This is a genomic window from Faecalibacterium sp. OF04-11AC (assembly GCF_003460645.1).
Lineage (GTDB): Bacteria > Bacillota > Clostridia > Oscillospirales > Ruminococcaceae > Faecalibacterium > Faecalibacterium prausnitzii_I.
Genome location: NZ_QTVP01000001.1, coordinates 109,658 through 134,705, shown reverse-complemented (window position 1 = coordinate 134,705; position 25,048 = coordinate 109,658). Strand labels below are relative to the sequence as shown.

Genomic DNA, 25,048 nt, shown 5'->3' with positions numbered 1-25,048 from the left:
TCGTCATTGACTTTATACCTTATATCCCTTTTCGCAGATCACATTGACCACTTCATCAACATACTTCTGGCAGGTATCATGGTCAGGTGCTTCCACCATAACACGAACCACCGGCTCAGTGCCAGACTCACGCACTAGAATACGGCCGGTATCGCCCAGAGCCTCAGCAACTTTAGACACTGCTTCTTGCACCGCCGGATCACTCTGTGCAGCCTTCTTATCAGTCACACGGACATTCTCCAACACCTGCGGATAAATCTTCAGAGGTGCCGCCAACTCGCTCATCGGCTTCTTCTTAGCCAGCATAACTTCCATCATCTTCAAACTGGTCAGGATGCCATCGCCGGTGCTTGCATACTTGCTGAAAATGATATGGCCGCTCTGCTCACCACCGATACGGCAGCCGTTCTTTGCCATATACTCATAGACGTACTTGTCGCCCACGGCAGTCTTAGCATAACCAATGCCCTGCTCATCAAACGCTTTGTACAGACCAAAGTTAGACATAACGGTCGTAACCACAGTATTGGTCAGCAGTTTGCCACGCTCTTTCATGTAGCAGCCATAGATATACAGGATATGGTCGCCAGTGATGACATTACCCTTCTCGTCCACGCACAGGCAGCGGTCGGCGTCACCATCGAAGGCAAAACCAACATCCAGACCTTTCTCCACAACGAACTTCTGCAAGCCCTCAATATGAGTAGAACCAGCGTTGTTGTTAATGTTCAGTCCATTAGGCTGATTGTTGATTACATAGGTATCTGCGCCCAGTGCGTCAAAAACGGACTTTGCAATGTTCCAAGAACTACCGTTAGCACAATCCAAACCAACTTTGATGCCCTTGAAAGAGTAGATGCCCAGAGAAATCAGGTAGCCCATGTAGCGGTTACGACCTGCCACATAGTCCACCGTGCAGCCAATATGCTCACGATGAGCAAAGGGCAGCTCCGGCCAGTCCTGGTCGAACACCTGGAGCTTACCGTCAATGTAATCCTCTACCAGCAACAGAGTCTCTTCCGGCATCTTCTCGCCGTAGCAGTCGATTAGCTTGATGCCGTTGTCGTAGTACGGGTTGTGGCTGGCAGAGATCATAATGCCACAATCGAAGTCATCCACGCGAGCGATGTACGCCACAGATGGAGTAGTGGTAACATGGAGCAGATAAGCGTCTGCACCGGAAGCGGTTAACCCAGCGACCAGGCTGTACTCAAACATATAGGAGCTACGGCGGGTATCCTTGCCGATGACGATACGAGCTGGATCAGTATCACCGTTGCGCTCATGCAGTGCATTGTAGTACCAGCCAAGGAAGCGCCCCACTTTATAAGCATGGTCTGCTGTTAATGTAATTCCGGCTTCACCACGGAAGCCATCGGTTCCAAAATATTTTCCCATTATAGTTTTCCCTATTACAAAGAGTGAATTAACGAATATATGCTTTAGCCGGAGTATAATCCGTTGCCTATTTATTCATCTTCAACTTGCTCCCTTCAAAACACACAGTTTATCTTCCTAATTGACTTTTCCAATCTTTAAAGCCTAAATCGTCGCTAATAAGATTCTTAAAAACACGATTAAGAGAATCTTCTGAAAGAGTATGCACCCACACTGCACCTATACCATATGCTTCCATCGGAACCGGACTAGAAAGTTGCAATTTTACAACGACGAGTTTCTTTCTACAACTTGCATTTTCCGCGATTGCAAAAGATATCCAGTTCCTAAATCCGTCAAGGCATGGATATGAATCATACCCATGCTCCCCAGCTATAACCATCATAAAATCCGATTCATGCACAGCTTTTGTTATTTCATCTTTTTTCTTCACTATCTCGTTCACGCCACTATAATCATCACAACATATGCCCCAAAACTCACAATAAGACAGTGCGTTCCATTTCAAAATGTTTTCAAATCTTTCTTTATCGCAACTGTTATAAAGAACAACGCATTTCATAAAATTTCCTCGTTAAGCTCACTAAGATGGTATCAGTTACCTACAATAAGGTCTTTTGTCTAGGAAGTAAATCAATATACACAAGCTCTATTGGGTTCCAAAAACGCGGAATCGGCAGCGTGTTGGATAATCCTCTACTAACAATAAGGCGGTTATCAAATATTCCTCCATCATATTTGGGAAATAGTCCCTGGTTTCTTGCATATACCCCCTTCCCCAGCAGTCGAATCTGTCCACCATGATTATGCCCAGACAATATTAAATCGATTTCTCGCATCCTAGTGTACTGATCATAATTTTCGGGATGATGATCTAATAATATCCTATACCCATTCTGCTTTTCAAAAAGATTAAGCCAGTTAGTATTGGGATACAGTTTCATTGGCACCTTAGGATCGTAATGTTCACATTTATGATAAAAAGATGATGTGAGCCCTCCTAGAACAATCTCGGAATTAAACCTCTCCCATGTATCATTCAAAACATGAACTCCTTGATTTTTCATGATATGAAAATCATTTTCACATATTAAATAATCATGATTTCCTAATGAAAGGGCGGTAAAACAAATATTAGCGCATTCTTTTAGAAAAGAAATAGCCTCTGAATTATCCTGCAACGACGAATCAACAAAATCACCCACAATTGCAATGATATCAGGATTTTCAGATTTTAAACTCTGTAATATTTCTGCATGAAACATTCCATGTAAATCTGAAATCAAAGCAATCGTATATTTCGTATCCATGGCTGTGTTTACTCTATATCGGACTATTCTCATTTTATCCCCGCCTAAATACAAATACAAAATCCGTACACACATTTGATGTGTGTATTCAATTGTAAGATATCACAGATTCATCTTAATAAACCTTTTGACATCGTGAACAACCATAAAAACGATCAGTAGGAATCCCATATATCCGTTTAGCCCATACAAAAAATTTAGTAGCCCTTTATATGGAAAAAAGCAAGAAGTAAGACACCCAATCATCCCCATGCAAACAGTAATCAGTTTATATTTACTTGCAAAACAGGTTATGTCAGACAATTTTTTTATGCCAGCCCATAGCAAAGGTACTGCTGTTGTGTATATTCCGAGAAATATAATAATTGCGAAAAAAACCGCGAATAACGGATTGATCTTTTTTGCCAATGCTAGTGCTGGAATCCCAACATTCCACGTAATATCTATGTTCGCTATTAAAGCAATACAACAAATTGTTGCCGTTCCAAATATAGCAACTGCCGACAGCAGCATTCCTTTGTTAACATCTCCAAGTTTATTTTTGGAACCAATCTCTGATATAAACGGCGCAAACCAAAGAATTACAAAGCCTGCATACGATACTCCTGAAGCAACAGGATTATTATTTCCGACTTGAGCAATTTCATAGTTACCTGAATCTATCTTCAAAAGACCACTCTGAAATGGCTCAACAGGTCTCAAGGTTGAAATCACAGCGATTGCCAGTATTGTAACTATGATTATAGGGCCAATTTTATTGAGTACCTTTAAAATTCCGTCCAGATCCATTATAACAGTTGCTATGACAGCAATCGTTAATATGATTGCACCCACGCCATTAGGAAGATTCCATTGTTCTGTTGCCGTAGAATTTGCGCCTCCACACATAACAATGAAACACATATAGCAAAAGAACGCACAAAATGCATCATAAAAAGCACCAATTTTCTTGCCACAATATAACGAAAAAATCTCACCGCCTCTTTCAATTTTACTGATATTTCCATTAGTTGCAAACGAGATATTGGTGTAAATATAAACAAGTGCTGTCACCAAAACAACAATCCAATACCGACTTCCGTACGATGCCTCGTACTGCATTACTTCTTGCATGGTTGCAAAGCCAGCTCCAATATAAAATGCGATACAAGCTCCACAAAATCCTATTGTTTTCTTCATAAAATTATCTTTTTCCTTCTAACTTGTGCATAAACATTGAAAGCACTGGCATTAAATCGTTTTTTCCAAGGAAATAGCGACACTTGCATTTTCTCAATTCATTAAACCACTGCAACTTACTAATTTTATTTGTTTTCACTCTATTTGCATAATCATGAACTTCTACCATAGCCGTGAAGTCAGAAGGCACTTTTTTTATAAAATCCGAATCAATCTTACCTTGCCTCATATATTCAGCCCATTTGTAAGGAAGATTCATACCTGCACATGTCGAAGCATAACTCCATGTAGAGTTTCTGAAATTAATTTCGCAAAACCAAAGTTGATCATTTTCATCTACAAGGAACTCTATTTCAAATATGCCTTCATAACCTATTTCCTTTAGAATTTCTTTCAATTTTTCTCCTAAAGCCGGCTTATCAAAATTTCTCACCGTCATATACGGACTATAGCCATTATCCAAAATGTAATTATAGCTTGAGGCAATTGATATTGCAACACTCTGTCCGTGCGCGACACTTAGTCCTTCCAAGCAGTATTCATTTTTCTTATGTATATATTTTTGCAATAACAGTTTTTCGCTTAAAATTTTTCCATACGCTTCCTTTAAGTCTTTTTCGCTATTGCAGATATACATATCTCCCTTCCATGCACCCATGGTCGAGGCAATTGGTTTTGTTATAATCGGATACTCAAGTCCCGATGGAATCTCTCCCTTATTCACAACAGTAGCGTTCAACACATTTAATCCATGCTTGATTGCAATACGATTAATATTGTCTTTATTCATGTAGAATGTAATTCTTCCCGGTTTACCGGCATTAAAGCAAAATGCCCTGCCACGTATTTCGTCATAATGTTGATCAATATGAGTCATCGTCTTATCGTCAGCTGTATATACATAAGGCGGGCATTTTTCATTTGCATAGGTTTCAAGTAGAAGATTAAAACCTTCCTCAATACTGTTTACAAAATGCAGTTTTTTGATATATTTACTTTTACTAGTCAATTGAAATTCATTTTTCTTAACGATTGCAATTGGTTTTATCCCTGCCTCTCCAAGGCTTCTTATAATGCCCAGTGGATTATAATGTTCACCACAAAGAACGATAAATTCCCTTTCCATTTTTATCTCCTTTTATATATCCAAATCATCTTTTTTAGTACGAACCGTTAATCTATACCCCCCCCTGGACGATATAGGTTAACTTTAAACAACAATCTTTTTACCCAACGTTTTATAACAATTTGAGGAAAAGCTCTTAGTGTTGCGATTCTAAACGATCCCTCATTTTTTACTGCATTTAAAAACATGCTTCGAGATGGAGACATTCTTGCAGGCTCTTGCAATTGTGTATTTGCATTTATAGCTCTTTCTATGTCAACATCTGTTAAAAAGGCGTTTAGTCCCGTTATTAAATCTTCTCCCTTTTGTGTTTGAATGAGTATCAAAGAAACTCCCTCGGCGATTTCGTCAGTAAAAACAGTTCCCCAGGAATCCCCCAATGTCATATCACTAATTCGTTCAAAAGAAGCATATTTGCATGAGTAACAGTTCTCTGTATAGATTGATGTCGATAGAAGGATAACAAATAATCATCTACACCCTCTGGGTTGAAAACCGCATAATCAGATGCAAGCTGGAATGAATTATGATTTCTAAATCTAATATCATCAACCGAATTTATATCAATTCCATGCTCTTTTAAATAATAACTTAAAACCCTCGGCGATGGAGTTCCGTGGCAAATAAGGTCAATAGTATATAAGTTGTCTTGAGCTTTTATATAATTCTTTAGCGCTGCAACTTGACACGGCAGCCCTATAAATAAGACCTTATGTGATTTTAGCCTGTCTTTTATTCTTTCATATATTCCTTCGGGGTTACTTTTAACATATTTGGAGCCTGCAAAGCACTTTGCAGTATCAAGATCATTTGTGATATCAAAAACAAACTCACCATTTCTAAACAAGCAGGAAGCCACATATCCACCAGACGAAATAAACGCCCGAATTATCTCAGATGCAATTCCTCCAGATGCCGCATTTCTTCGAGCATCACTGTAAGACCATCCCTGTTCCCATTTATAAGGCTTTACTTTCTGCTGAACCGAAAGATTAGGGCAAACTCTTTCACATGCGTTACAGTTGATACAAGCAGTTTGGTCTATAACTGCATTGTAATTATAAATGTCGTCTCTAATAGTAATGCATTTACGCGGACATACTGCGAGACACGCCATACATCCGTTACACTTGTTAGCATCGCATACTGTTTTCATTTTCACACCTTAATACTGTTGACTTTTAACTTTCTTTTTTACAGTCGCTAATATTTTTCTAATCATCTCTCGATTCACTGTGCAGAAAACAATACTTGCGACAAGGAGCATTGTCAAATGCAATACAACGCTGTCTTTATAATATAAGGCATAATATACTATCATAGTCGGAGCCATAAAACTCAAAACTTTAGTATTGATTTTCACTCTAAAGTAATCCTTCATTTGATTAGCTCTTAATAGCCATTGTGCTAAAAAAGCACATGTCGTTCCAAGAGCAGTGGCATATAATCCGATTTTACTAATGAGGCATGCACCAACAGCCACATTAATAATTGCTGCAATAATCGTTGTTGATAATGCTCCCCCTGTTTTTTTGAATGCTAAATAAGCGCTACCGTAAAACTGAGAAAATGCCGAAAAAACAGCGCCGAGAAGCAGTAACGGGTTATACAAATATCCAATACGATATTCCTCTGCAACCAAAAATGGCATTGCTAATCGAATAATTGGAAGCAAAACCACATAGCCCGATAGTAAAAATCTCATATATGAATCAAAGGTTTTTGTATAAAATTCATCACGTGTGGCCTTATCAGATTCAATAATCGAGCTTTCCTGCCAAGCCATTTGAAACACGCTTGTTATCATAGATAGCATTTGGGAGAATTTACCGGCGATGGAATAAATGCCATTAGCAGAAATCGAAAGAAAGAAAGAAATGACATATCTATCACAGGCAGATACGACCCACCAACAAACGCTATTAGGGACCAACGGCAATGAATACTTAAGTAATTCTTTAACTCGTTTAACATTAATTGCAGCAATGGAAAGATACTCCTCAATTCGGAGTTTATACTCCAAATATAGAACTGCAACAAAATACGAAACACAGTTTGCCAATAGCATACCGTCAACTCGCATCTTGAAAACTAAAAGTGCCATAGCTTCAACTGCCAGCATCACCGATGTGTTAATTACTCCCGATACCGCAACCAACGAATTTCTTTGCTGGCACCGAGCAATTTTTTGCATGTAATCAAATAAAATATTCGTAATATAATTTAAGTAAATTAAAAACGGATACTTTAAATCAATGCCAAACATTTGAATAAGGGCAATCACCGCTGCTAAAATGGTCATTCCTACAACTAAGGCAGCTGTAACCGAAGAGATCGTAACGCGCTTTTCTTCTTCACTCCCTCCAAATAAATATCGAAACATTGCCTCCACCAGTTGAAGCGTTGCAATTGGAGTGATTAAGTTAATTGTTGTAACAATCAGGTCGTAATATCCGTACTCTTCTGTCAGCAATACTGCCGTCAACAGCGGAAGTATCAACACTTGAAGAATCTTACTTCCAAGATTTCCAATCATATATATGACAGTGTTTTTAGCTAGTCTTGCACTTGCATTTTGATTTTGCGCCATTCCATTTTCTCCGATCCCAGATAACTTCGCACTTATTTCTCAAGAAATTTCTTTGCATAATCCCGCATCGTAATACCTTCAAACCCACATTGCACTGCATACGTAAATATAGTCCTCATATCTTTATATTCCCTTTCAACATCACGGGAATTTTTAAAATACGGACTTCCTCCAGGCATAAGTTCGGTAGAGTGAATCATGAATTCCGCATAGTCAGAGCCATTTTCAACCCGTTCGTCTATATGCAGCTTCATTTCCTTAACAGTGGAAATTGCAGGACGCAGCCAACGGTCTTTACCCACTATAAGATTCTTCGCACGGTTTTTTATGCTCTTACCCTCTAAGGTGTGAACGTGACTAACTGACATTGGAATTTCAATCAAATTATCCCTTACCAGATAAGCCTCATTGGGATACATTCTATAATCAAATCCATATGCAACCGTTTTTCCCGGATAATTAAGCATATTGCAACCGGAAACAACAGAACAGTCCGCTATGTATCCTAATTCACTAAGGATGTCAAACATACAATCACTTGATGCCCAACGACCCGCTCTATGAACAATTGGCCTGATTCCAACTTTACTTTCAATCAATTTCGTCATAAAGTCAATTTTTTCATAAACAATTTGCTTGGGGTATTCTGTAATGTATGGATTAGCCTCAAATTTTCTTTCCAATTTATGCTCAGGTGGAGAGTACCACGAATGGAGATGTGTTCCGATTTCGCAAACTCCTTCTTTTTGTTTTTTCTTTAAGTAGTCCATTAGAAAATCATTATTGGCCATTTCGTAATTAACCAGATACACCGGTTTAAAGCCAAATTCCTCACACATTTCCTGAAAACGAGGAATGAAATTTGCATTTTCGGTTGTAATATTTTGTCCGTTATATATGCTCCACTGATTGTCACCCTCGGTGTCAACTGTAATTATGAAGTTTCTTTTCAAAGCCTAGCCCCTCACTTTCTATGGTATCCATCAACAATTTCAGTTGCGCATATCACATTTTTGGCAGATCCATTGTAGTTTACTGGACGTGCTGGATTTCCTACTAAGGTTACATTATTATCTGCTACAGATTTAATAACAACAGCTCCCGCTCCAATCGTCACATTATTGCCAAGTTCTACCTCACCTATTACCTTTGCCCCACTACCGATAAAACAATTATCTCCAATTAAAGCTGCTCTATTACTACCGTTTGTTGCTCCAATAGTAACCCCCTCGTGAATTCGACAATTACTTCCAATATGCGCATTTGGATTAACAACAATACCGCCATAATGTGCAATACTCAAGCCTGGTCCAAAAACATTCGGCTTTATAGAAATAGACAGTTTTGCACTCATTCTTTCTAATCTAATTCGGTTATAATAGTACAAAAGTTTGTGAAACAATCCGCTATTATTTTTGTGGTATTCTGTATTTCGCAGGATTATCTCATATTTCCAGATTAAATCGAAAAAAGGTCGTGGAAAAAATCGATTTGAAGGAATTTTCAGTGCCACTTTGTCGCATTTTAAGTAGTATTCTAAATCATCCTTGCTTTTAATCATTGTACGTCACCTGCTACTTGGCTTTTTAAATAGTCAAATGATCTCTTTCTGAGTTTTTCTATATTAGTTTCAACGCAATTATAATCAATGCTCTCCTTAAATTGTTTTTCCAGCGGATCTTTAGACCTATTGTAAAGACCAACGGAATCCAGAACATCAACAATTTTAAATGCATTATTCCTCACTACAACTGCAAATTGCTTGGAAAACGTTAGCGAAAAGACAGTTCCATGAAATGTGTCTGTCACAATATAATCTGCATTTTCAAAAAGATCTATAAATTCCATCGGGCTGGCATTTACATTTTCATCGCACCATGTATGGATATATCCTACAGAAACAATTTTCAAGCCTTTATCTTCTGCAAACTTTTTTATAATGCGAATTTCGTTCGGGGTATCCATATTATATGTGTAAGAGTAGATTACCATATAAGGCATGCGATTGTTATGTTTTGCCCATAGTTTGCGTTCTTGTTTAAATCCGTAAAGCATCACTGGATCAATCGCTTTTACAGCATTATTCGCTCCACAATATTTTTTTAGAAGATGCCCCGTATTGTCATCCCGATAAGATAACGCCTTCATTTTCTTTATATACGCAATGATTTCATCCTTATGTTCATAAGTTTCAAACAGTTCGTCTGTAGTGTATCCAAAGCATGCTGCATACGCAAAAATATAATCACAATTCACGTTTTTTCCGTACATGAATGGGTTATATCCTTCATAAAAATCAAAGACCATATCACTGCCGATCAAAACTTTATCAAGTCCTTTTTCTGCACTGTACATATCACCTAGTGCAAACATCTCCGCTCTAAAGTCTGCAATTTTTTTAACTTTTTCATCATTCCATTCTGGTAGCATTTTTCTGACTTTTAATGCATCAGGCTTAAGTCTTTTAATTGCTCGCTTTAACCGCTTGCCAAAAGCATTATCCATATTATTATCATTTGCGATATAATCAAGCATCACGGGATTTGCACCTAATTTCTTTAACATTTCCTGTGAAGCATAAGCCTGTAAAACGGCACCGTGATTGCATTCCTTATGCCACGTTAAAATCCCAATTTTCATAGTTACCTCTTTATGCTTTTAGCGTTCGATTTTGATATACTGTTTTATCAAAATAACTGGTAATACCACATAAAAAATATAAGGTCTAAATACTGCAAACATACTACTTCGAACCGATGATTTCAGCAAAATCCCCATAAACAGAATTACTTGATAATTATCTAATATTGATTTCGGCGAATCGAATTTCCTATTCAGGCTGGCGATGAATTTGCCCCAGATTAGAAAAAATAGAAATCCAAATACTCCAAAATTGTAATAAGATTCTGCTACTGGTGTGCATCCAATTCCAAATGAAAACCTTAAGTATTCTTGTAGCCAACCGGAGATATTTCCATATTGATATGCCGGATGAACCGTCCAGAAATTCAAATTCGGAATAATTGATGTCATAGACACTAAATAGGATGATCCCAAACCAAACCCATGTGCGCTAGGGATTACCTTCTGGAACTCTAGTGTAGTCATCAGATTCCAGCCAATATCTCCCAAAAAATCCAAAACAGGATTATTGTCATCATCTGCTACATACGTAAAAAAGTCTGATATATCTGCTACAGAACCACTTCTGATCATATCAACCATGCGCATTCCTGCCATCAGAATCGCACACCCTAGAATTCCAAAAAGAATCCATTTTCTTGGTATTTTCTTATCTGTAAAATACAGAAATAAAATTGCAACGGTAAACAGAATAACTCCCGTTCTTTGGGAAAGCAACAGCTGAATGAACAGATGCAACCCTACTATTAGGTAAGCAAATGTACACTTTAATTCATAATTGTTTTTATTGTATTCTGTTTTTTTCCCCCATGCAAAAAGCAGTGTAACTACTCCAACTGGAAAAAAATCGGCAATCTTGGCGCCAATTGAATTCAATCCATATGAAACGCTATCGTACTGTGCTCCATACCCTTTAATTCGCATAATAGAATACGATTTTAAATTCGTCACTAAATATGGAACAATAGTTAAAGCAATCAATAGCATGCCGAATACAACAAGTATTTTGTATAACCTTTTGTCAATTGAGTTGAGTTGATTTTGTTTCTCTTTTTCAAATGCCTTCTCAACTCTTTTCATTTTCTTTGTACTGGGATCAACATACGCAAGAACTGCGACATGCAGCATCACAATACATAAATACGAATAGAGTAATGCATGACACAGCTCATTGTTCAGAAACGTCACAGTCCCATATGCAGCATATCTCAAGTCTCTATAGCCTGCTTTAAGTCCAAATGCCCATGCAACGCTTTGTCCACATAAAGTAAGATATAATGTAGATACAATAATTATATATGGGGAGAGAATTCGATAGTATACAGTTTTCCACGAAGCAATAATATAAAGTAAAATGCCTGTTCCTATTATTGAAACAAACTGTATATTATGAAGAACTCCCGAACCGACCATTGTAGATTCATAAGCATAAGCAATTATAAGGCACATCAAAAGCAGAAAAGCATATATGGTTTGTCTACAAACTTTTATCTTTTTACCTCCCATACTCCTCTTCCCCCTTGATTTTATAAATATACTTCAAGCATCTTATTCGCGCTATCTCTAATGTCATATCCTCTATTCCTTATTGCACTTTCAATATCTGATTGCGCTATTCTTTTTTTATTAGACACACACTGTTTTATCCTTGTAACCCAAATATCCTTCTCTAGGGGAAGCGCTTCCATTAATCCAAGATTGAAATCGGCTTCTGTTGGAACACCGTTCGAAACCAAGCACTTAACTCCTGCACTCTGTGCTTCAACCAATGTTACCGGAAGTCCCTCATATTTAGAAGGCAGTATAAACAAGTCTGATGCCTTGAGATATTCGTTGACGTTCTCTACACTCCCATGAAAGCATACTTCTTCAAGATTCATTTCATTAGCCATCTGATGAATTTCATCGAAGAGTTCGCCATCTCCTAGTAAATGCACTTGGAAATTTACATTATCATTTTTCAATTCCCTTGCAACTTCAAGGATAAACTTATGATTCTTAACATCAACAAACCGACCAACATGACATATTTGAAATGCGTCTAATTTCATGTTTAGTTTTCGACGCAAAATGCTGCGGGTGTTTTCATCATAGACATAGTACTTAGCGGTATTAATTCCATTTGGAATAACACTGAATTTGCTCTGTCCAAAAAGCGCTTTTCCCGCTTTTTGCCCGCACGCAACCTTCTTATTAGCAAATATTTTTATAAGGGTTTTTCCTAAAATAATAGTCGGAAATGAATTTGTAAAGCGTGTACTATGACTGTGGCTTATGCGAAGATTGATTCCCGACAACCAAGCCGAGAACATAATCAAGCCGGACATTACATTCATATGAGAATGTACCGCGCAATAAGGGCCATTCTGTTCTATAACGGCCTTCACATTTTTTATGTAATTTTTCACGCCTATTTTTTTGGGGCTTCAACATAAAAATGTGCCCTCCCAACGCCTTGACTTCTTGCTCGTAGCCATCATTGACTTTTTCCTTTAGTAAAAAATCGAACTGAAGATCTGAACGATTCATTTGACGGTAAACATTCATTACCATCGTTTCAGCTCCGCCTCTTTGCAGTGAACCCAAGACCTGTAAAACTCTTTTCATCTTTCTTATGTTTTCCCTTTTCTAGTGCTCCAAAAACGTGCCTCTGCGTAATAACATCAATATCTTATTTTTGTGTATCAACTAAATTACGTAATTTTTTATAAAATTCGGATCTTCTCTTATTAAGGATACTCGCCTCATACTCTTTTGACTTTTCAAATTGTATGTTTCTTTCTGCACACGCCATAGACCAATCATCCAAAAATGGTTCAATATGCTGTGCAAATGCATGACCATCCATATTCTCAACCAGCATTTTTTCATTTAGCAGCTCAACTACACCATCGATTTTTGAACCAAAACATAACAGCCCAGATGCCATTGCCTCAATCACCGATCTCGGCAAACCTTCGCCACTTGAAGGAAAGACAAAAAAATGCCCCCTCAACAACTCTGCTTGCACCTGCTTGAAGCCAGATTTCCACCCTGTAAACTCAATAGCATTTGAAACACCTAATTCTTTTGCCATCTTCTCAAACTCTTGACGCATTAATCCATCGCCAATTAAAATTCCCCTTACTGGATAGCCTTTTTCCTTTAATTCCGCAATTGCGTTAATAAAAACATCCTGTCCTTTTCGATAATCCAGCATCTCTCCAGAATGAACCAGAACAACTTCTGTAGGCCTTTGATTCGGCCACTCTCTTTTCAAATAGTCTTCTTTCTTTATATTAATTGTCGAATAAGAGCTTTCAAAATACTTTTCTGTCTCTTTATTATTTAATCTAGCTGTAGACGGATACAGCTCCTGTAGAACATGATCTGTTACATACGAAACGCCGTTTGCTGCTTTGCACATACGTTTCGTCTGATTTGTTATAAATTTCTGAATGATTGGTTGATAGAAATGATGCATTGACCCCGGAGAAAAATGTGTGAAAGGGTTGTTCATCAATTCAACAGCAAAAGGTTTTCCGCTTCTTCGAACGATACCATATGAAACCATTGAAATCGGACTGGGCGCTCTAAAAATAACACAGTCTGCCTCTTTTAATGCTAAAGACAGAGCTTTTTGAATCTGGAAATAGTGCTTTATAATACCTGCTGCACCTCTGAAATCAGGCATTCCAATAAATGAGACTTCATTTCTATCTGACCGCAATGCCTTTACGCCCAAACTATCTGCGCACTTCATTCTAGCGCACACAACTATCTCATCAAAAGCACTTAAGTAGCGTTCCCAAAATTTTGTATCAGACTGCTTATCGACCCAAACCTGACCATTTGGTAATTTTGTAAAATGTTGTTCTTGAATAACAAGTAGTTTCATAATATTTCTCCTTAATACCACTTATAGCCCCATTTTTCAAAATATTTTCGCATAGATTGGATATGATACATAAGCAACTTCTTGTTCTTATGAGATCCTTTCTCCCACCTATGAACGACAGAGGCTCCTGGATAATACATCAGTTTTGAAATTTCATTTACTCGTTTGCATAAGTCGGCATCTTCTAAATACATGAAAAATCTATCATCAAACCATTCAATTTCTTAAACAGTTCTGTTCTTATAACTAAAAAGCTCCCTTGTCCAAACGGAACTTGAAATGGTTGTGTATAATCCTGATCTTGCAAAGTATGCATCGCGTTTCTTTTTGGGAAGAGGTTCTTGCAAAACATTCGAATAAACATATCAAAAACCGTCAGCTCCCTTCTGTAAACTTGTAATCGTTCTCCTTTTTCATCTGTAATATTGGGAATACACATTCCAACATCTCTATTATTTCTCATGTATTCAATGATTGGAGAGAAAACATCCTCCGTAAAAATAATATCTGGGTTTACAATTGCATGATACTCTGATTCAAGTTCATCCAATATATAGTTATGGCCTTTTCCAAATCCTAGATTTGCTCCCACATTAATAATGCAAACATCATCATATCTAGCAATAACGCTGTCCAAAACAGCTAAGTTTTCTTCTTGCTCTTTTGAATACATGCTATTATCAACTATATACACTTGTTTTTTTATTTGTGAGGGCGTATATTCTTCAAGACTCGAAACTGCTTTCGCAACATCATCGTAATTATTGTATGCAACAATACATATTGATAGTTGTACTTTCATACGGTTTTTAATTCCTGTTCATTTAAATTTTATAAGATCATTATTAGCGCACTATATTTTATGCTTATAGTTCAAGGTCAACATTGTACATTGTTTATTGCCGTTCTTTGCAACTCTGCTCAGATTACTTAGTTACTAGTCAATTCGTTTCAAACCATACTAGGCCAGCCATTAAAATGTCAGAATATATTGCTTATTCTGCTTTAATCTCTCTGGAAAATATCTCTCGTATAAACTTTCTCTTTCACATCATCCAGACACATATCATAGCGGTTTGCAATGATTGCCTGACTCCTCTTTTTAAACTCATCCAAGTCATTCACCACAAGACTGCCAAAGAACTTTTCACCGTCTTTCAACGTCGGCTCATAGATAATAACCGTTGCACCCTTGGCTTTAATGCGCTTCATGACGCCCTGAATGGAACTCTGACGGAAGTTATCGCTATTGCTCTTCATCGTCAGACGGTAAACACCAACCACGACTTCCTTTTCCTTGCTCTCATCCCAGCTGTCATTTGCTTCATAAGCACCAGCAATTTCAAGCACACGATCCGCAATAAAGTCCTTGCGAGTACGGTTAGATTCCACGATTGCTTCAATTAAATTTTCCGGTACATCGGCATAATTTGCGAGCAGCTGTTTAGTGTCCTTGGGCAGGCAGTACCCGCCGTAGCCGAAGCTGGGATTGTTGTAATGAGTGCCGATACGCGGATCAAGGCAGACACCATTGATGATCTGCTGAGTGTTCAGGCCCTTCATCTCTGCATAGGTATCCAATTCATTGAAGTAGCTAACACGCAGAGCCAGATAGGTATTAGCAAACAATTTGACCGCTTCTGCCTCGGTAAAGCCCATGAACAGCGTATCAATGTTTTCTTTGATTGCGCCTTCCTGAAGCAATTCAGCAAAAATATGTGCAGCCTTCACCAGACGGGCGTTTTCTACATCCGTGCCAACGATGATACGGCTCGGATACAGGTTGTCGTATAGAGCCTTGCTCTCACGCAGAAACTCCGGGCTGAAGATAATGTTATCGCAGTGATATTTTTCACGAACACTTGCAGTGAAGCCAACAGGAATCGTAGACTTGATTACCATGATTGCTTCCGGGTTATACTCAATCACCAACTTGATAACCGCTTCAACCGCAGAAGTATCAAAGAAATTCTTCTTGCTGTCGTAGTTGGTAGGAGCAGCAATAACAACAAAATCTGCATCGCTATATGCTTCCTTTGCATCCAGTGTTGCAGTTAAGTTCAGTTCTTTCTCTGCCAGATACTTTTCAATGTATTCGTCCTGAATCGGAGACTTTTTGCTATTGATAAGTTCCACCTTTTCCGGCACAATATCCACTGCCATAACCTTATGATGCTGGCTCAGCAGCGTTGCAATGGAAAGTCCAACGTAGCCAGTTCCGGCCACAGCAATTTTCAAATCCTTAAAATCTCTCATGATTACTTTCTCCTCTCTCTTTGCGTTTTTATTTTGAAAACACACTCTTTACATACTCATAGCTGTTAATATCGCCAATGTCATACCTCTTACCCGGCATGACGTAAGCGTGCATCGGTGTCTGCTTGCTCAACCAAGCCGCAAAGCTGCCCGGTGCGTCATAGCCGCAGCCTTTCTCCAGAGCTTCCTGAATCCGCTTTACATCACAGGCACGATAGCAGTAGAACGGCGGCACAGCCAGATTTCCTTTTGGTTCCTTTGGCTTTTCCTCATAGCTCGTAATCAGATCCGAGTTATCGAGCGTGATGATTGCTGTTTTCTGCTGCTTTTTCAGTTCGTTTTCCTCATGGCACATCACACAGGAAGTATTCTTTTCCTTGGCAAAATCAACGAACTTTGAAAGGCTGAAATCCAGCACATTATCGCCAGCCATAACCAGCAAATCATCAGCCAGATTCAGCTTTTCTACCGCCAGTTGAATATCTTTGACTGCTCCCAGACGAGTTTCATTGGTGCTTGTACCATCGTCGATCACAGTAATCTCATAAGGCCGCGTCTTTTGCTTATTACTTTTCCAATCCTCAAAATGCTGTGCAAACTTGTGGTTGGAAATCACCACAAATTCGTCAATGTCGGTGGTGTCCACCAGATCATCCACCAACCAATCAAGGATGGATTTCTCGCCCACTTTCAGAAGCGGTTTCGGGAAATTCTCTGTCAGCGGATAAAGCCGTGTAGCATAGCCCGCTGCCAAAATCAAACATTTCATCTATGTACTCTCCTTATAGTTCCACGCCATCGGCACTCTCACACAAATGGAAACTATACTTTCCATTCAGTGCTGGGAACGCTTTCAGATACTCTGCTGTCACCCTCGCTTCAATATCTTCGGCCTTGTCCGGGTCAATCAATGCCATGCAGCAACCCTTGAAGCCCGCACCAGAGAAGCGGCCACCGTAGATACCATCGGTATCGGTCATGATCTCATACAGTTTTTTCAGTTCATCGCAGCCACACTCATAGCTATAAATAGAGGATTTTCCGCTTTCAAAAACAAGCTGACCGTAGCCCTCCAAATCACCTTTACGCCACAGTTCTGCACCCTTTTCGGCACGAGCGAACTCACTGTAATAGTGCTCTGCACGTCTGCGCCACAACTCTGGCAAACGATCTTTATAGGCTTCAAAGACCTCAAACGGTACATCACGGAGCCGGGTGTTTGCAAAGGTATCATAGTCCATCCCTGCATAGCCCATCAGTGCATAGGCCGCTGCCTTGCACTCATCTTGCCGCAGATTGTACTTAGAGTTTTTCAAAGAACGTTCCAAACCAGAGAAGAAAATTGCAACCTTGTAGGGCTTCATCTTCTCGCTGGTAGGGATCAACTCATAGCTATCATCTTTCGTATCGAGGTACAGCAAGTGATTTTTCTTGGAAAGCACCTCACAGCTCTGATCGAGCTTGCCACAAGAAACACCGACATACTGATTTTCCGCCGCTTTTGCTGTGAGGATCATCTCCATCGGTTCCAGATGGATACCATTCACTTTACACAGTGCCGACAGAAAGCAGATAATTACCGACGCGGACGAAGACAAACCGCCAATCGGCAGACTTCCCTCAATGATGCCAGACAGACCGACTTTCAAACGGTACTTTTCACCCAGCATCTTTGCTGCACCGCGCAGATGGTCTGCCCAGTCTCCCTGTTTTTCCTCCGGCACTGCACTTACAAAGAACTGGGCGCGCTTCGGGAAGTTCAGCGACTGCAATTCCACAACACCATTCTGCTTCGGGTGGTAGGCCATGTGGATTCCCTTGTCGATTGCCAATCCATTGATTTTTCCGTACTGATGGTCGATATGCGCACCTAGCGGACTGATACGGTACGGGCAAAACGCCACATCAAACGGCTCCTGATGGTATAATTCCTTGTAAACCACAACACACTTCATCGACTTGTTTTCCTATTCTTCCTTATTTGTAAAACTTTGCATACCACTCAGCGAACTTCCGTAAACCCTCGCGCAAGCTAGTAGAGGGCTTATATCCGAAGTCACGCTCCAACGCACTGGTATCTGCATAGGTCACAGGTACATCACCCGGCTGCATCGGAACCAGCTTCTTGTGTGCTTCAAAGTCGTAATCCTCCGGCAAAACACCTGCACGAATCAGTTCTTCCTGCAAAATCTGTACGAAGTCCAGCAGATTTTCCGGGTTCTGATTGCCGATGTTATAAACTGCATACGGAGGAACAGGCAGGCCATCTTCGCCGTTCTTGCGCGCCGGCGCGCCCTGCATCACACGGACAACGCCCTCGACAATATCATCCACATAAGTAAAGTCGCGCTTGCAGTTACCATAGTTGAAAATCTGAATCGTCTCGCCTTTCAGCAGCTTGTTGGTAAAGCCAAAGTACGCCATGTCCGGGCGACCGGCAGGGCCATACACCGTGAAGAAGCGCAGGCCCGTGGAAGGAATGTTGTACAGTTTAGAATAGGCATGAGCCATCAACTCATTGGATTTCTTAGTGGCTGCATACAGAGATACCGGATTATCGACCTTATCATCCGTGCTGTAAGGCACTTTCTTATTACTGCCATAGACCGAAGAACTGGATGCATAAACCAGATGCTCCACCGGAGTATGGCCATCATCATAAGAATGGCGGCAGGCTTCCAGAATGTTATAGAAGCCAATCAAGTTTGCTTCCACATATGCATCAGGGTTTGTAATGGAATAACGAACGCCAGCCTGAGCACCTAGGTTCACAACGATTTCCGGTTTATACTGCTCAAAGATAGCTTCAATCACAGACTTGTCTGCCAGATTGCCTTTTACAAAACTAAAATTTTCAAACTGCTCCAGTTCATTCAGTCGAGCTTCTTTCAAGCGAACATCATAATAATGGTTCATATTATCCAGGCCAACGACCTTAACCCCCTCCACCGTGGAGAGCAGTCGCTTCGCAAGGTTAGAGCCAATAAAGCCCGCCGCACCTGTAATGAAAACACTCTTATTTTTCAAGTCGATTTTTGTCTTATTTTCCATCATAATTTTTCTTATCCTCCCTTGTTGAATCCCCTACCTATTTCATTGCACGACAACAAGCCTGTATACAGATTGCGGTAACAATCTATACGCAGGCTTGTCCTCGTACCTCCTTATTCTGTTTTCTGCTCTATCAGCTTTCGCTGTGGTGGGTTAAGTATAGAGCGCAACCAGAAGCCATTAGCACCTGAAATCGCGCTGGCCGCAACGCACCATGACAGGCAGAAACAGGTTGAGGCGAAAAGGTCAAGCTGCGTAAACCCGCATGAAATCAGGCTTTTCTCTGGTTGTCCATATTATTTCACACTCCCCATCTGGATTCAAGTAAACCGTGCCACCAAGTTTATGGATTTCATGATAGAAATGACCTGCAAACGGTCCAATGCGGCAAGCCATTATGTAAACAATTGGATGTGGGATGTGATTCTTCTTGATATGATCACAGCAAGCCTTCAGTGCAGCCACATCATAGTAAATCGCTTGAGCAGGGCCAATCTGCGGAACGTCAATCTTAAAGCAGTGCGCATTGTGAAGTTCAAATTCATGGTCGTTGATTTTAGTCACACCATCAAATTTAGTTTCATCCATGCAGCCGTCACCATTGGCTTTGCAGGCAACGTGATATTTAATGTTCTCCTTGTTCTGGTGATGCTCCGTGAGCTTATACACAAAGGTCTCATAGCCGCCATATGCTCCCAATGATTTTGCACCCACTAGGTATATATGCTGAATTTCTGTCTTCGCTTTCATTTCTTTCCCCGCAACTCTTTAGTCCCTACCAAACAGATCTCTCGTGTAAACTTTCTCTTTCACATCATCCAGGCACTTATCGTAGCGGTTTGCGATAATGGCGTGGCTCATTTCCTTGAACTTCGCCAGATCGTTGACCACTACAGAACCGAAGAAAGTCTCACCGTCTTTCAGAGTCGGCTCGTAAATCACAACCGTGGCACCCTTTGCCTTGATGCGCTTCATGACACCCTGGATAGAGCTCTGACGGAAGTTATCGCTGTTGCTCTTCATGGTCAGACGGTACACACCGATAGTAACAGACTTTTCATGCTTCTCATCGTACTCATTGTCATCATCATAGCCGTAATATCCAGCCAGTTTCAGAACACGATTTGCAATGAAATCTTTACGAGTACGGTTGCTCTCCACAATAGCTTCAATCAAATTCTCCGGTACATCGGCATAATTTGCCAGCAGCTGTTTAGTGTCCTTAGGGAGGCAATACCCGCCATATCCAAAGCTAGGATTGTTGTAGTGACTACCAATACGAGGATCAAGGCAAACACCGTTAATAATTTGCTGGGTATTCAGTCCTTTGCTCTCTGCATAGGTATCCAGTTCGTTGAAGTAAGCCACGCGCAATGCCAGATATGTATTAGCAAACAGTTTAACTGCTTCCGCCTCGGTGAAGCCCATAAACAGTGTGTCGATGTTTTCCTTAATCGCACCTTCCTGCAGAAGACCAGCGAACTCATGAGCAGCCTCCACCAAGCGCTCATCGTTCAGATCCGTGCCGACGATGATGCGGCTCGGATACAGATTGTCATACAGAGCCTTAGATTCACGCAGGAATTCCGGGCTGAAGATGATGTTCTTGCTGTTGAACTTCTCACGCACGGATGCGGTGTAGCCCACCGGAATGGTGGACTTAATGACCATGATGGCGTTCGGGTTATATTCCATGACCAGCTTGATCACAGCTTCAACTGCAGATGTGTCAAAATGCTGGGTGTGGCTATCGTAGTTCGTGGGAGCAGCTATTACAACAAAGTCCGCATCCGAGTATGCAGCCTTTGCATCCAGCGTTGCGGTCAAGTTCAGTTCTTTCTCTGCAAGATACTTCTCAATATAATCATCTTGAATTGGAGATTTATGATTGTTAATCATATCCACTTTCGCTTGCACAATATCAACAGCCATCACTTGATTATGCTGTGCTAACAGAACGCTAAGGGAAAGACCGACGTATCCAGTGCCTGCTACGGCAATTTTATAATTTTTCATATTTTCATTCTCCTCATTTTTCTCTTTATAAAACAGCAATAAGCCTACGGCGGGTCGCACAAAGGCAATCCACCGTAGGCTTGAACTCTCCTTCAATCTTTATTTGCTGCTCCTTTTGTGGGTCAAAACAGAGCTTCCAAAAACCGCCTACATATAACCCCAGGATTTCCCGCTTCTTACAGTCTTTTCAACAAATAAAACTTTTGAAGGACAACTCAAGCCGTCAAAACCCTTTAGTTATCGTAGTTTTTCTTGGTTGACCCTATTATATCTCTAGCCCCGCGCCGTTCAATAGTCGGAACAGACTTCTGACGGATTCCCTCGTACTCCGTTTTACCAGCATCGTCATATTCTGCACCACTCACATGATGGCCTGCTCTGTTGTAACAGGTCACGTCACAACCATTCTGTGCCATTCGGGTGCAGAGCTCTTTGACAACGATTTCTACTCCGCCTTCTCTCGATAATCGCTTCTGTCCGAACATCGCAATCGCAAGTTTCTTGCTCATAAATCTTTCCCACAATCCCACTCAATTTTTTCATTAACATCTCGGCCAACACAAAGAGCGGATAGGCTCGCTCGCCTGTCCGCTGGCTGTCACCCCACCCTCATGGTCGAGATTTCTTTCTGGATGGCATTGCTGCCACCCAAAAAGATCAGTCGTTCATTCTTCGGGTAAGAAAATATGAACTTCAGGTTGCGGAGCCTTTCATTCTCTGCCGTACCCTTGTCCCTATTATGACAGCCGCGTATTATATCTCTAGCCCCAGTGCCCGCCACGGCGATTTTATAAGTTTTCATATTTTCATTTTCCTCGCTTTTCTCTTTATAAAACAGCAACAAGCCCACGGCAGATCGCTTCATAGCGACCTACCGTGGGCTTGAATTATCCTCCTAATTTTTATTTGTTGCTCCTTTTTGTGGGTCAAAACAGAGCTTCCAAAAGCCGCCTACATATAACCCTCAGGATTTCCCGCTTCTTGCAGTTTTTAACAAATAAAACTTTTGAAGGACAACTCAAGCCGTCAAAACCCTTTAGTTATCGTAGTTTTTCTTGGTTGATCCTATTATATCTCTAGCCCCACCATGTGTAATTACAATTCGAGCATCCTCCATATGCACCCAGTGATTTTTCACCTACAAGACATACGTGTTGCACTTCTTTCTTCAAATTCATTCCTTTATTCCATCCTCAACCACATTTTCACGCACTCTCCGGCAGAACTACTTTTCCAGCTCCCCCTATCAGTACCTCTTTCAATTTCTCAACCTGTTCCGGCTTCAGCTTTCCCGGTTCCTCCCGCAGCAGTTTTTTCTGCAGATACCACCATCTGCCCAGCCAGAAGCCCTCATCCGTTTTATACTTCGCTGGAATGTTCAAATCGCCATACTTTTTTTGATATGCTTTCACGCATTCCAAGTGAGCCTCCCACTGCTCTTCCCGGGACAATCGAACCGTTTTCGCTTTTGCAGCCGGCTTTACCCACTGCATCCCGATGGTATCCAGCATTGCAATGCGTTCCGGAGTCAGTTTTGTGCGGACATCTGTCTGTTTCTTTCGGGCATGACGCAAGGTTGCGATCCATTTTCCAAGCTTGATGCCATCCTCAGTCACATAATTTGCTGGAACATCCAAATCGCCATGCACCTGATAATAGCGTTCTGCCGCGTGATATTGCTCCATCCAGCGGCGGTAGTTCCGTTCACCCCAGTTCATGCCGATCTGCTCCAAACGGCGGATCTGCTCCGTACTCAGCAGCCCTTTCTGGTAAGCATCTTTCTGATAGGAGATCCACGCGCCCAGCTTCAAGCCACTCTCGGTAATATATTTCGTCGGGACTTCCAGATCAGCATACTGCTCATAGTAGGCGGCCGCCTCTGCATAACCGCGCTCCCACTTGGCACTGACTGCATTCCACGCCATTCCAAGGGCATCCAGCTGGCGAATTTCTTCTTCGGTCATCCGGCCATTGGAACGATCTTTCCGCTTTGTCATGATCCAATGCCCAAGCGCAAAATCATCTTTCGCCTTGTATTTTGCGGGTACCAGCAAATTCCCGTGCTCTTCAAAATACGCCTTAGCGTATTCCAATCCACGTTTCCACGCAAATTCTGCACGGTCATCCCAAATCATTCCGATGTTGTCCAATCGCCGGATTTGTGCCTCGGTCAGACTGCCCATCCGTTTTCCATTCCGGATTAGCCGCTGCAGCTGCACCCACGTGCCGAGATGCAAACCCGCCGATGTCGCATAGTCCACCGGCACCCGCAAATTCCTGTGCTCTGCGTAGTAGATGCTGGCCTCGGAAAAGTAGCGATCCCAAGTGGATGACAAGCTGGCCTGCAGCCGCTCAAACAGCACCCGGCAGTCCTGCACCTGCTCGACGACCTCAAAATGTTCGGTCACAATCTTGCTGCCTTCGCCATTGGCAAACAGTCGATGAACCGCTTCGTTGAGTTCTGACTGAATTCCCGAGATGCTGCTCAGACCCTCAAAATTGTTCACCACATCCAGAATCAGTGGTGTCTTGCTGTCTCCCGCTGTTAAAGCTCGGCCGATCTGCTGCTTATAGATGATGGGTGAAATCGTCGGCCGGAACAGGATCACACCCGAGATACCATCCACATGAACGCCCTCGTTGAGCATATCAATGCAGAACAGCAGCTTTAAACGTTTGCTTTGGTCTGCCTTGAAATCTGCGAATGCCCGATCCGTGCCGGGATCGTCCGAATAAGCTTCGTACACTGCTACATCCGGATTGACCCCCGCAAACCACTCTGAAACGCGCGAGATCATCTCATCCATGTGCTCCTTGTTGGCACAGAACACGATGTACTTGCCTGATTTATTTGTGATATGATGGGCAAAGACCTTGTCCAGACCGTCTGCCTTTTCCAAAGTCCGACGAAGTGCATCCAGATACTTCTGGTTCACGTCCTGAATCCCGGCAGAGCGCAGATTGTTGATTCTGGTCTGATATCTCGCCAGCTCTTTCTGATACTGATAAACGGTCGTTACATATTTCGGGGCAGGCAAAATCCCCCGGACAATGGCTTCGCCCAGGGTCATTTCCGATGCAATGTGGCCGTCAAACAGTTCCTCTGCCATATCACGGTTGTTATCAAGGTAGCGGATATTGGTAGCACTCAGACCCAGTATTTTCGCGTCAGGGCAGAGCTTTAGCAGTTCCAGTGTGCTTGCACCCCAGCATTCGGCACCTACACGGTGAAACTCATCCAGAATGATATAGGCTGGATTCACCCCTGCAATGGCCTCTAGTTCTTCGGTTGCGCAGCACATCAGCTTGGCATAGGTATAAAAGTGTACATTTGCCAAAGGGAAATCCGGGTTCTGCCGCTTCAGGTTTTCAATCTGAGTCTTAAAGATATACTCGCTGGGTGACAGCCAGAAAATGGTATCAGCAGGATGCTCCTCGATGAGCTTGAACGCAATATAGCTCTTGCCTGTTCCAGTAGGATGCACAATGGCCGCTTTGCCGCACTCCTCCATCATCTGCACTGCTGCACGGTAGGCTTTCTCATTATGTTCAAACAGCTGCAACAGCACGCATCTCACCCCCAGCCGCAACTCCGGGGTATC

The 25,048-nt window shown here is 41.4% G+C and carries 24 protein-coding genes; all 24 read right to left on the bottom strand.

Translation table 11 applies throughout. From position 1 onward, the window contains the following. Window positions 1-12: 12 nt before the first annotated feature. Entirely contained in the window at window positions 13-1,398 is a 1,386-nt protein-coding gene (gene glmM / locus DXA70_RS00625; RefSeq protein ID WP_128117264.1) for a phosphoglucosamine mutase, read from the bottom strand. 109 nt (window positions 1,399-1,507) lie between these two features. Further along, the gene (locus tag DXA70_RS00620; protein ID WP_128117263.1) at window positions 1,508-1,960 is read right to left on the bottom strand and encodes a hypothetical protein; all 453 of its coding nucleotides are present in this window, start codon (window positions 1,958-1,960) and stop codon (window positions 1,508-1,510) included. Window positions 1,961-2,000: 40 nt separating this feature from the next. Then, complete coding sequence (locus DXA70_RS00615) at window positions 2,001-2,708, bottom strand: metallophosphoesterase (RefSeq protein ID WP_158565109.1); 708 nt, start codon at window positions 2,706-2,708, stop codon at window positions 2,001-2,003. A gap of 102 nt (window positions 2,709-2,810) precedes the next feature. Beyond that, on the bottom strand, window positions 2,811-3,887 hold the full coding sequence (locus DXA70_RS00610; protein WP_128117261.1) for a hypothetical protein: 1,077 nt from the start codon (window positions 3,885-3,887) through the stop codon (window positions 2,811-2,813). A gap of 4 nt (window positions 3,888-3,891) precedes the next feature. After that, window positions 3,892-5,013, bottom strand: coding sequence for an ATP-grasp domain-containing protein (locus DXA70_RS00605; RefSeq protein WP_128117260.1), 1,122 nt, complete (start codon window positions 5,011-5,013; stop codon window positions 3,892-3,894). Window positions 5,014-5,060: 47 nt separating this feature from the next. Continuing rightward, the gene (locus tag DXA70_RS14995; protein ID WP_278321291.1) at window positions 5,061-5,399 is read right to left on the bottom strand and encodes a hypothetical protein; all 339 of its coding nucleotides are present in this window, start codon (window positions 5,397-5,399) and stop codon (window positions 5,061-5,063) included. Continuing rightward, window positions 5,396-6,169: a Coenzyme F420 hydrogenase/dehydrogenase, beta subunit C-terminal domain gene (locus DXA70_RS13885; RefSeq protein ID WP_278321297.1), complete on the bottom strand. Its 774-nt coding sequence runs from the start codon at window positions 6,167-6,169 to the stop codon at window positions 5,396-5,398. The genes DXA70_RS14995 and DXA70_RS13885 overlap by 4 nt, the downstream gene beginning before the upstream one ends. A 9-nt stretch (window positions 6,170-6,178) precedes the next feature. Continuing rightward, the gene (locus tag DXA70_RS00590; protein ID WP_128117257.1) at window positions 6,179-7,603 is read right to left on the bottom strand and encodes an oligosaccharide flippase family protein; all 1,425 of its coding nucleotides are present in this window, start codon (window positions 7,601-7,603) and stop codon (window positions 6,179-6,181) included. A 32-nt stretch (window positions 7,604-7,635) separates the two neighbouring features. Then, window positions 7,636-8,556, bottom strand: coding sequence for a deacetylase (locus DXA70_RS00585; protein WP_128117256.1), 921 nt, complete (start codon window positions 8,554-8,556; stop codon window positions 7,636-7,638). 11 nt (window positions 8,557-8,567) lie between these two features. Continuing rightward, window positions 8,568-9,164 (bottom strand): DapH/DapD/GlmU-related protein, encoded by a 597-nt coding sequence (locus DXA70_RS00580; protein ID WP_243000906.1) that lies wholly within the window; start codon window positions 9,162-9,164, stop codon window positions 8,568-8,570. Further along, entirely contained in the window at window positions 9,161-10,243 is a 1,083-nt protein-coding gene (locus DXA70_RS00575) for a polysaccharide pyruvyl transferase family protein (RefSeq protein WP_128117255.1), read from the bottom strand. Before DXA70_RS00575 ends, DXA70_RS00580 begins: the two co-directional genes overlap by 4 nt. Window positions 10,244-10,261: 18 nt before the next feature. Continuing rightward, window positions 10,262-11,752 carry an O-antigen polysaccharide polymerase Wzy gene (wzy, locus tag DXA70_RS00570; RefSeq protein ID WP_128117254.1) on the bottom strand — a complete coding sequence of 497 codons (1,491 nt, stop codon included), beginning with the start codon at window positions 11,750-11,752 and terminating at the stop codon, window positions 10,262-10,264. A 20-nt stretch (window positions 11,753-11,772) separates the two neighbouring features. Continuing rightward, window positions 11,773-12,654, bottom strand: a complete 882-nt coding sequence (locus DXA70_RS00565) for a glycosyltransferase (RefSeq protein ID WP_128117253.1) — start codon at window positions 12,652-12,654, stop codon at window positions 11,773-11,775. Between the two features lie 263 nt (window positions 12,655-12,917). After that, window positions 12,918-14,123 (bottom strand): glycosyltransferase, encoded by a 1,206-nt coding sequence (locus DXA70_RS00560; protein ID WP_128117252.1) that lies wholly within the window; start codon window positions 14,121-14,123, stop codon window positions 12,918-12,920. A gap of 184 nt (window positions 14,124-14,307) precedes the next feature. Next, window positions 14,308-14,925 carry a glycosyltransferase gene (locus tag DXA70_RS00555; RefSeq protein ID WP_243000904.1) on the bottom strand — a complete coding sequence of 206 codons (618 nt, stop codon included), beginning with the start codon at window positions 14,923-14,925 and terminating at the stop codon, window positions 14,308-14,310. A gap of 203 nt (window positions 14,926-15,128) precedes the next feature. Beyond that, window positions 15,129-16,379, bottom strand: a complete 1,251-nt coding sequence (locus DXA70_RS00550; RefSeq protein WP_278321290.1) for a nucleotide sugar dehydrogenase — start codon at window positions 16,377-16,379, stop codon at window positions 15,129-15,131. 28 nt (window positions 16,380-16,407) lie between these two features. Beyond that, window positions 16,408-17,148, bottom strand: a complete 741-nt coding sequence (locus DXA70_RS00545; RefSeq protein WP_128117251.1) for a nucleotidyltransferase family protein — start codon at window positions 17,146-17,148, stop codon at window positions 16,408-16,410. A 13-nt stretch (window positions 17,149-17,161) separates the two neighbouring features. Further along, window positions 17,162-18,334, bottom strand: a complete 1,173-nt coding sequence (locus DXA70_RS00540; protein ID WP_128117250.1) for a galactokinase family protein — start codon at window positions 18,332-18,334, stop codon at window positions 17,162-17,164. A gap of 22 nt (window positions 18,335-18,356) precedes the next feature. Further along, window positions 18,357-19,433 carry a GDP-mannose 4,6-dehydratase gene (locus DXA70_RS00535; RefSeq protein ID WP_128117249.1) on the bottom strand — a complete coding sequence of 359 codons (1,077 nt, stop codon included), beginning with the start codon at window positions 19,431-19,433 and terminating at the stop codon, window positions 18,357-18,359. A gap of 243 nt (window positions 19,434-19,676) precedes the next feature. Next, entirely contained in the window at window positions 19,677-20,180 is a 504-nt protein-coding gene (locus DXA70_RS00530; protein WP_128117248.1) for a DUF1972 domain-containing protein, read from the bottom strand. Window positions 20,181-20,198: 18 nt separating this feature from the next. Further along, window positions 20,199-21,446 (bottom strand): nucleotide sugar dehydrogenase, encoded by a 1,248-nt coding sequence (locus DXA70_RS00525; protein ID WP_128117247.1) that lies wholly within the window; start codon window positions 21,444-21,446, stop codon window positions 20,199-20,201. Between the two features lie 233 nt (window positions 21,447-21,679). Next, complete coding sequence (locus DXA70_RS00520) at window positions 21,680-21,955, bottom strand: hypothetical protein (protein ID WP_341458695.1); 276 nt, start codon at window positions 21,953-21,955, stop codon at window positions 21,680-21,682. Between the two features lie 89 nt (window positions 21,956-22,044). Beyond that, window positions 22,045-22,311, bottom strand: coding sequence for a hypothetical protein (locus DXA70_RS00515; protein ID WP_128117246.1), 267 nt, complete (start codon window positions 22,309-22,311; stop codon window positions 22,045-22,047). 340 nt (window positions 22,312-22,651) lie between these two features. Next, window positions 22,652-25,015: a Helicase associated domain protein gene (locus tag DXA70_RS00510; protein ID WP_243000902.1), complete on the bottom strand. Its 2,364-nt coding sequence runs from the start codon at window positions 25,013-25,015 to the stop codon at window positions 22,652-22,654. Window positions 25,016-25,048 lie beyond the last annotated feature (33 nt).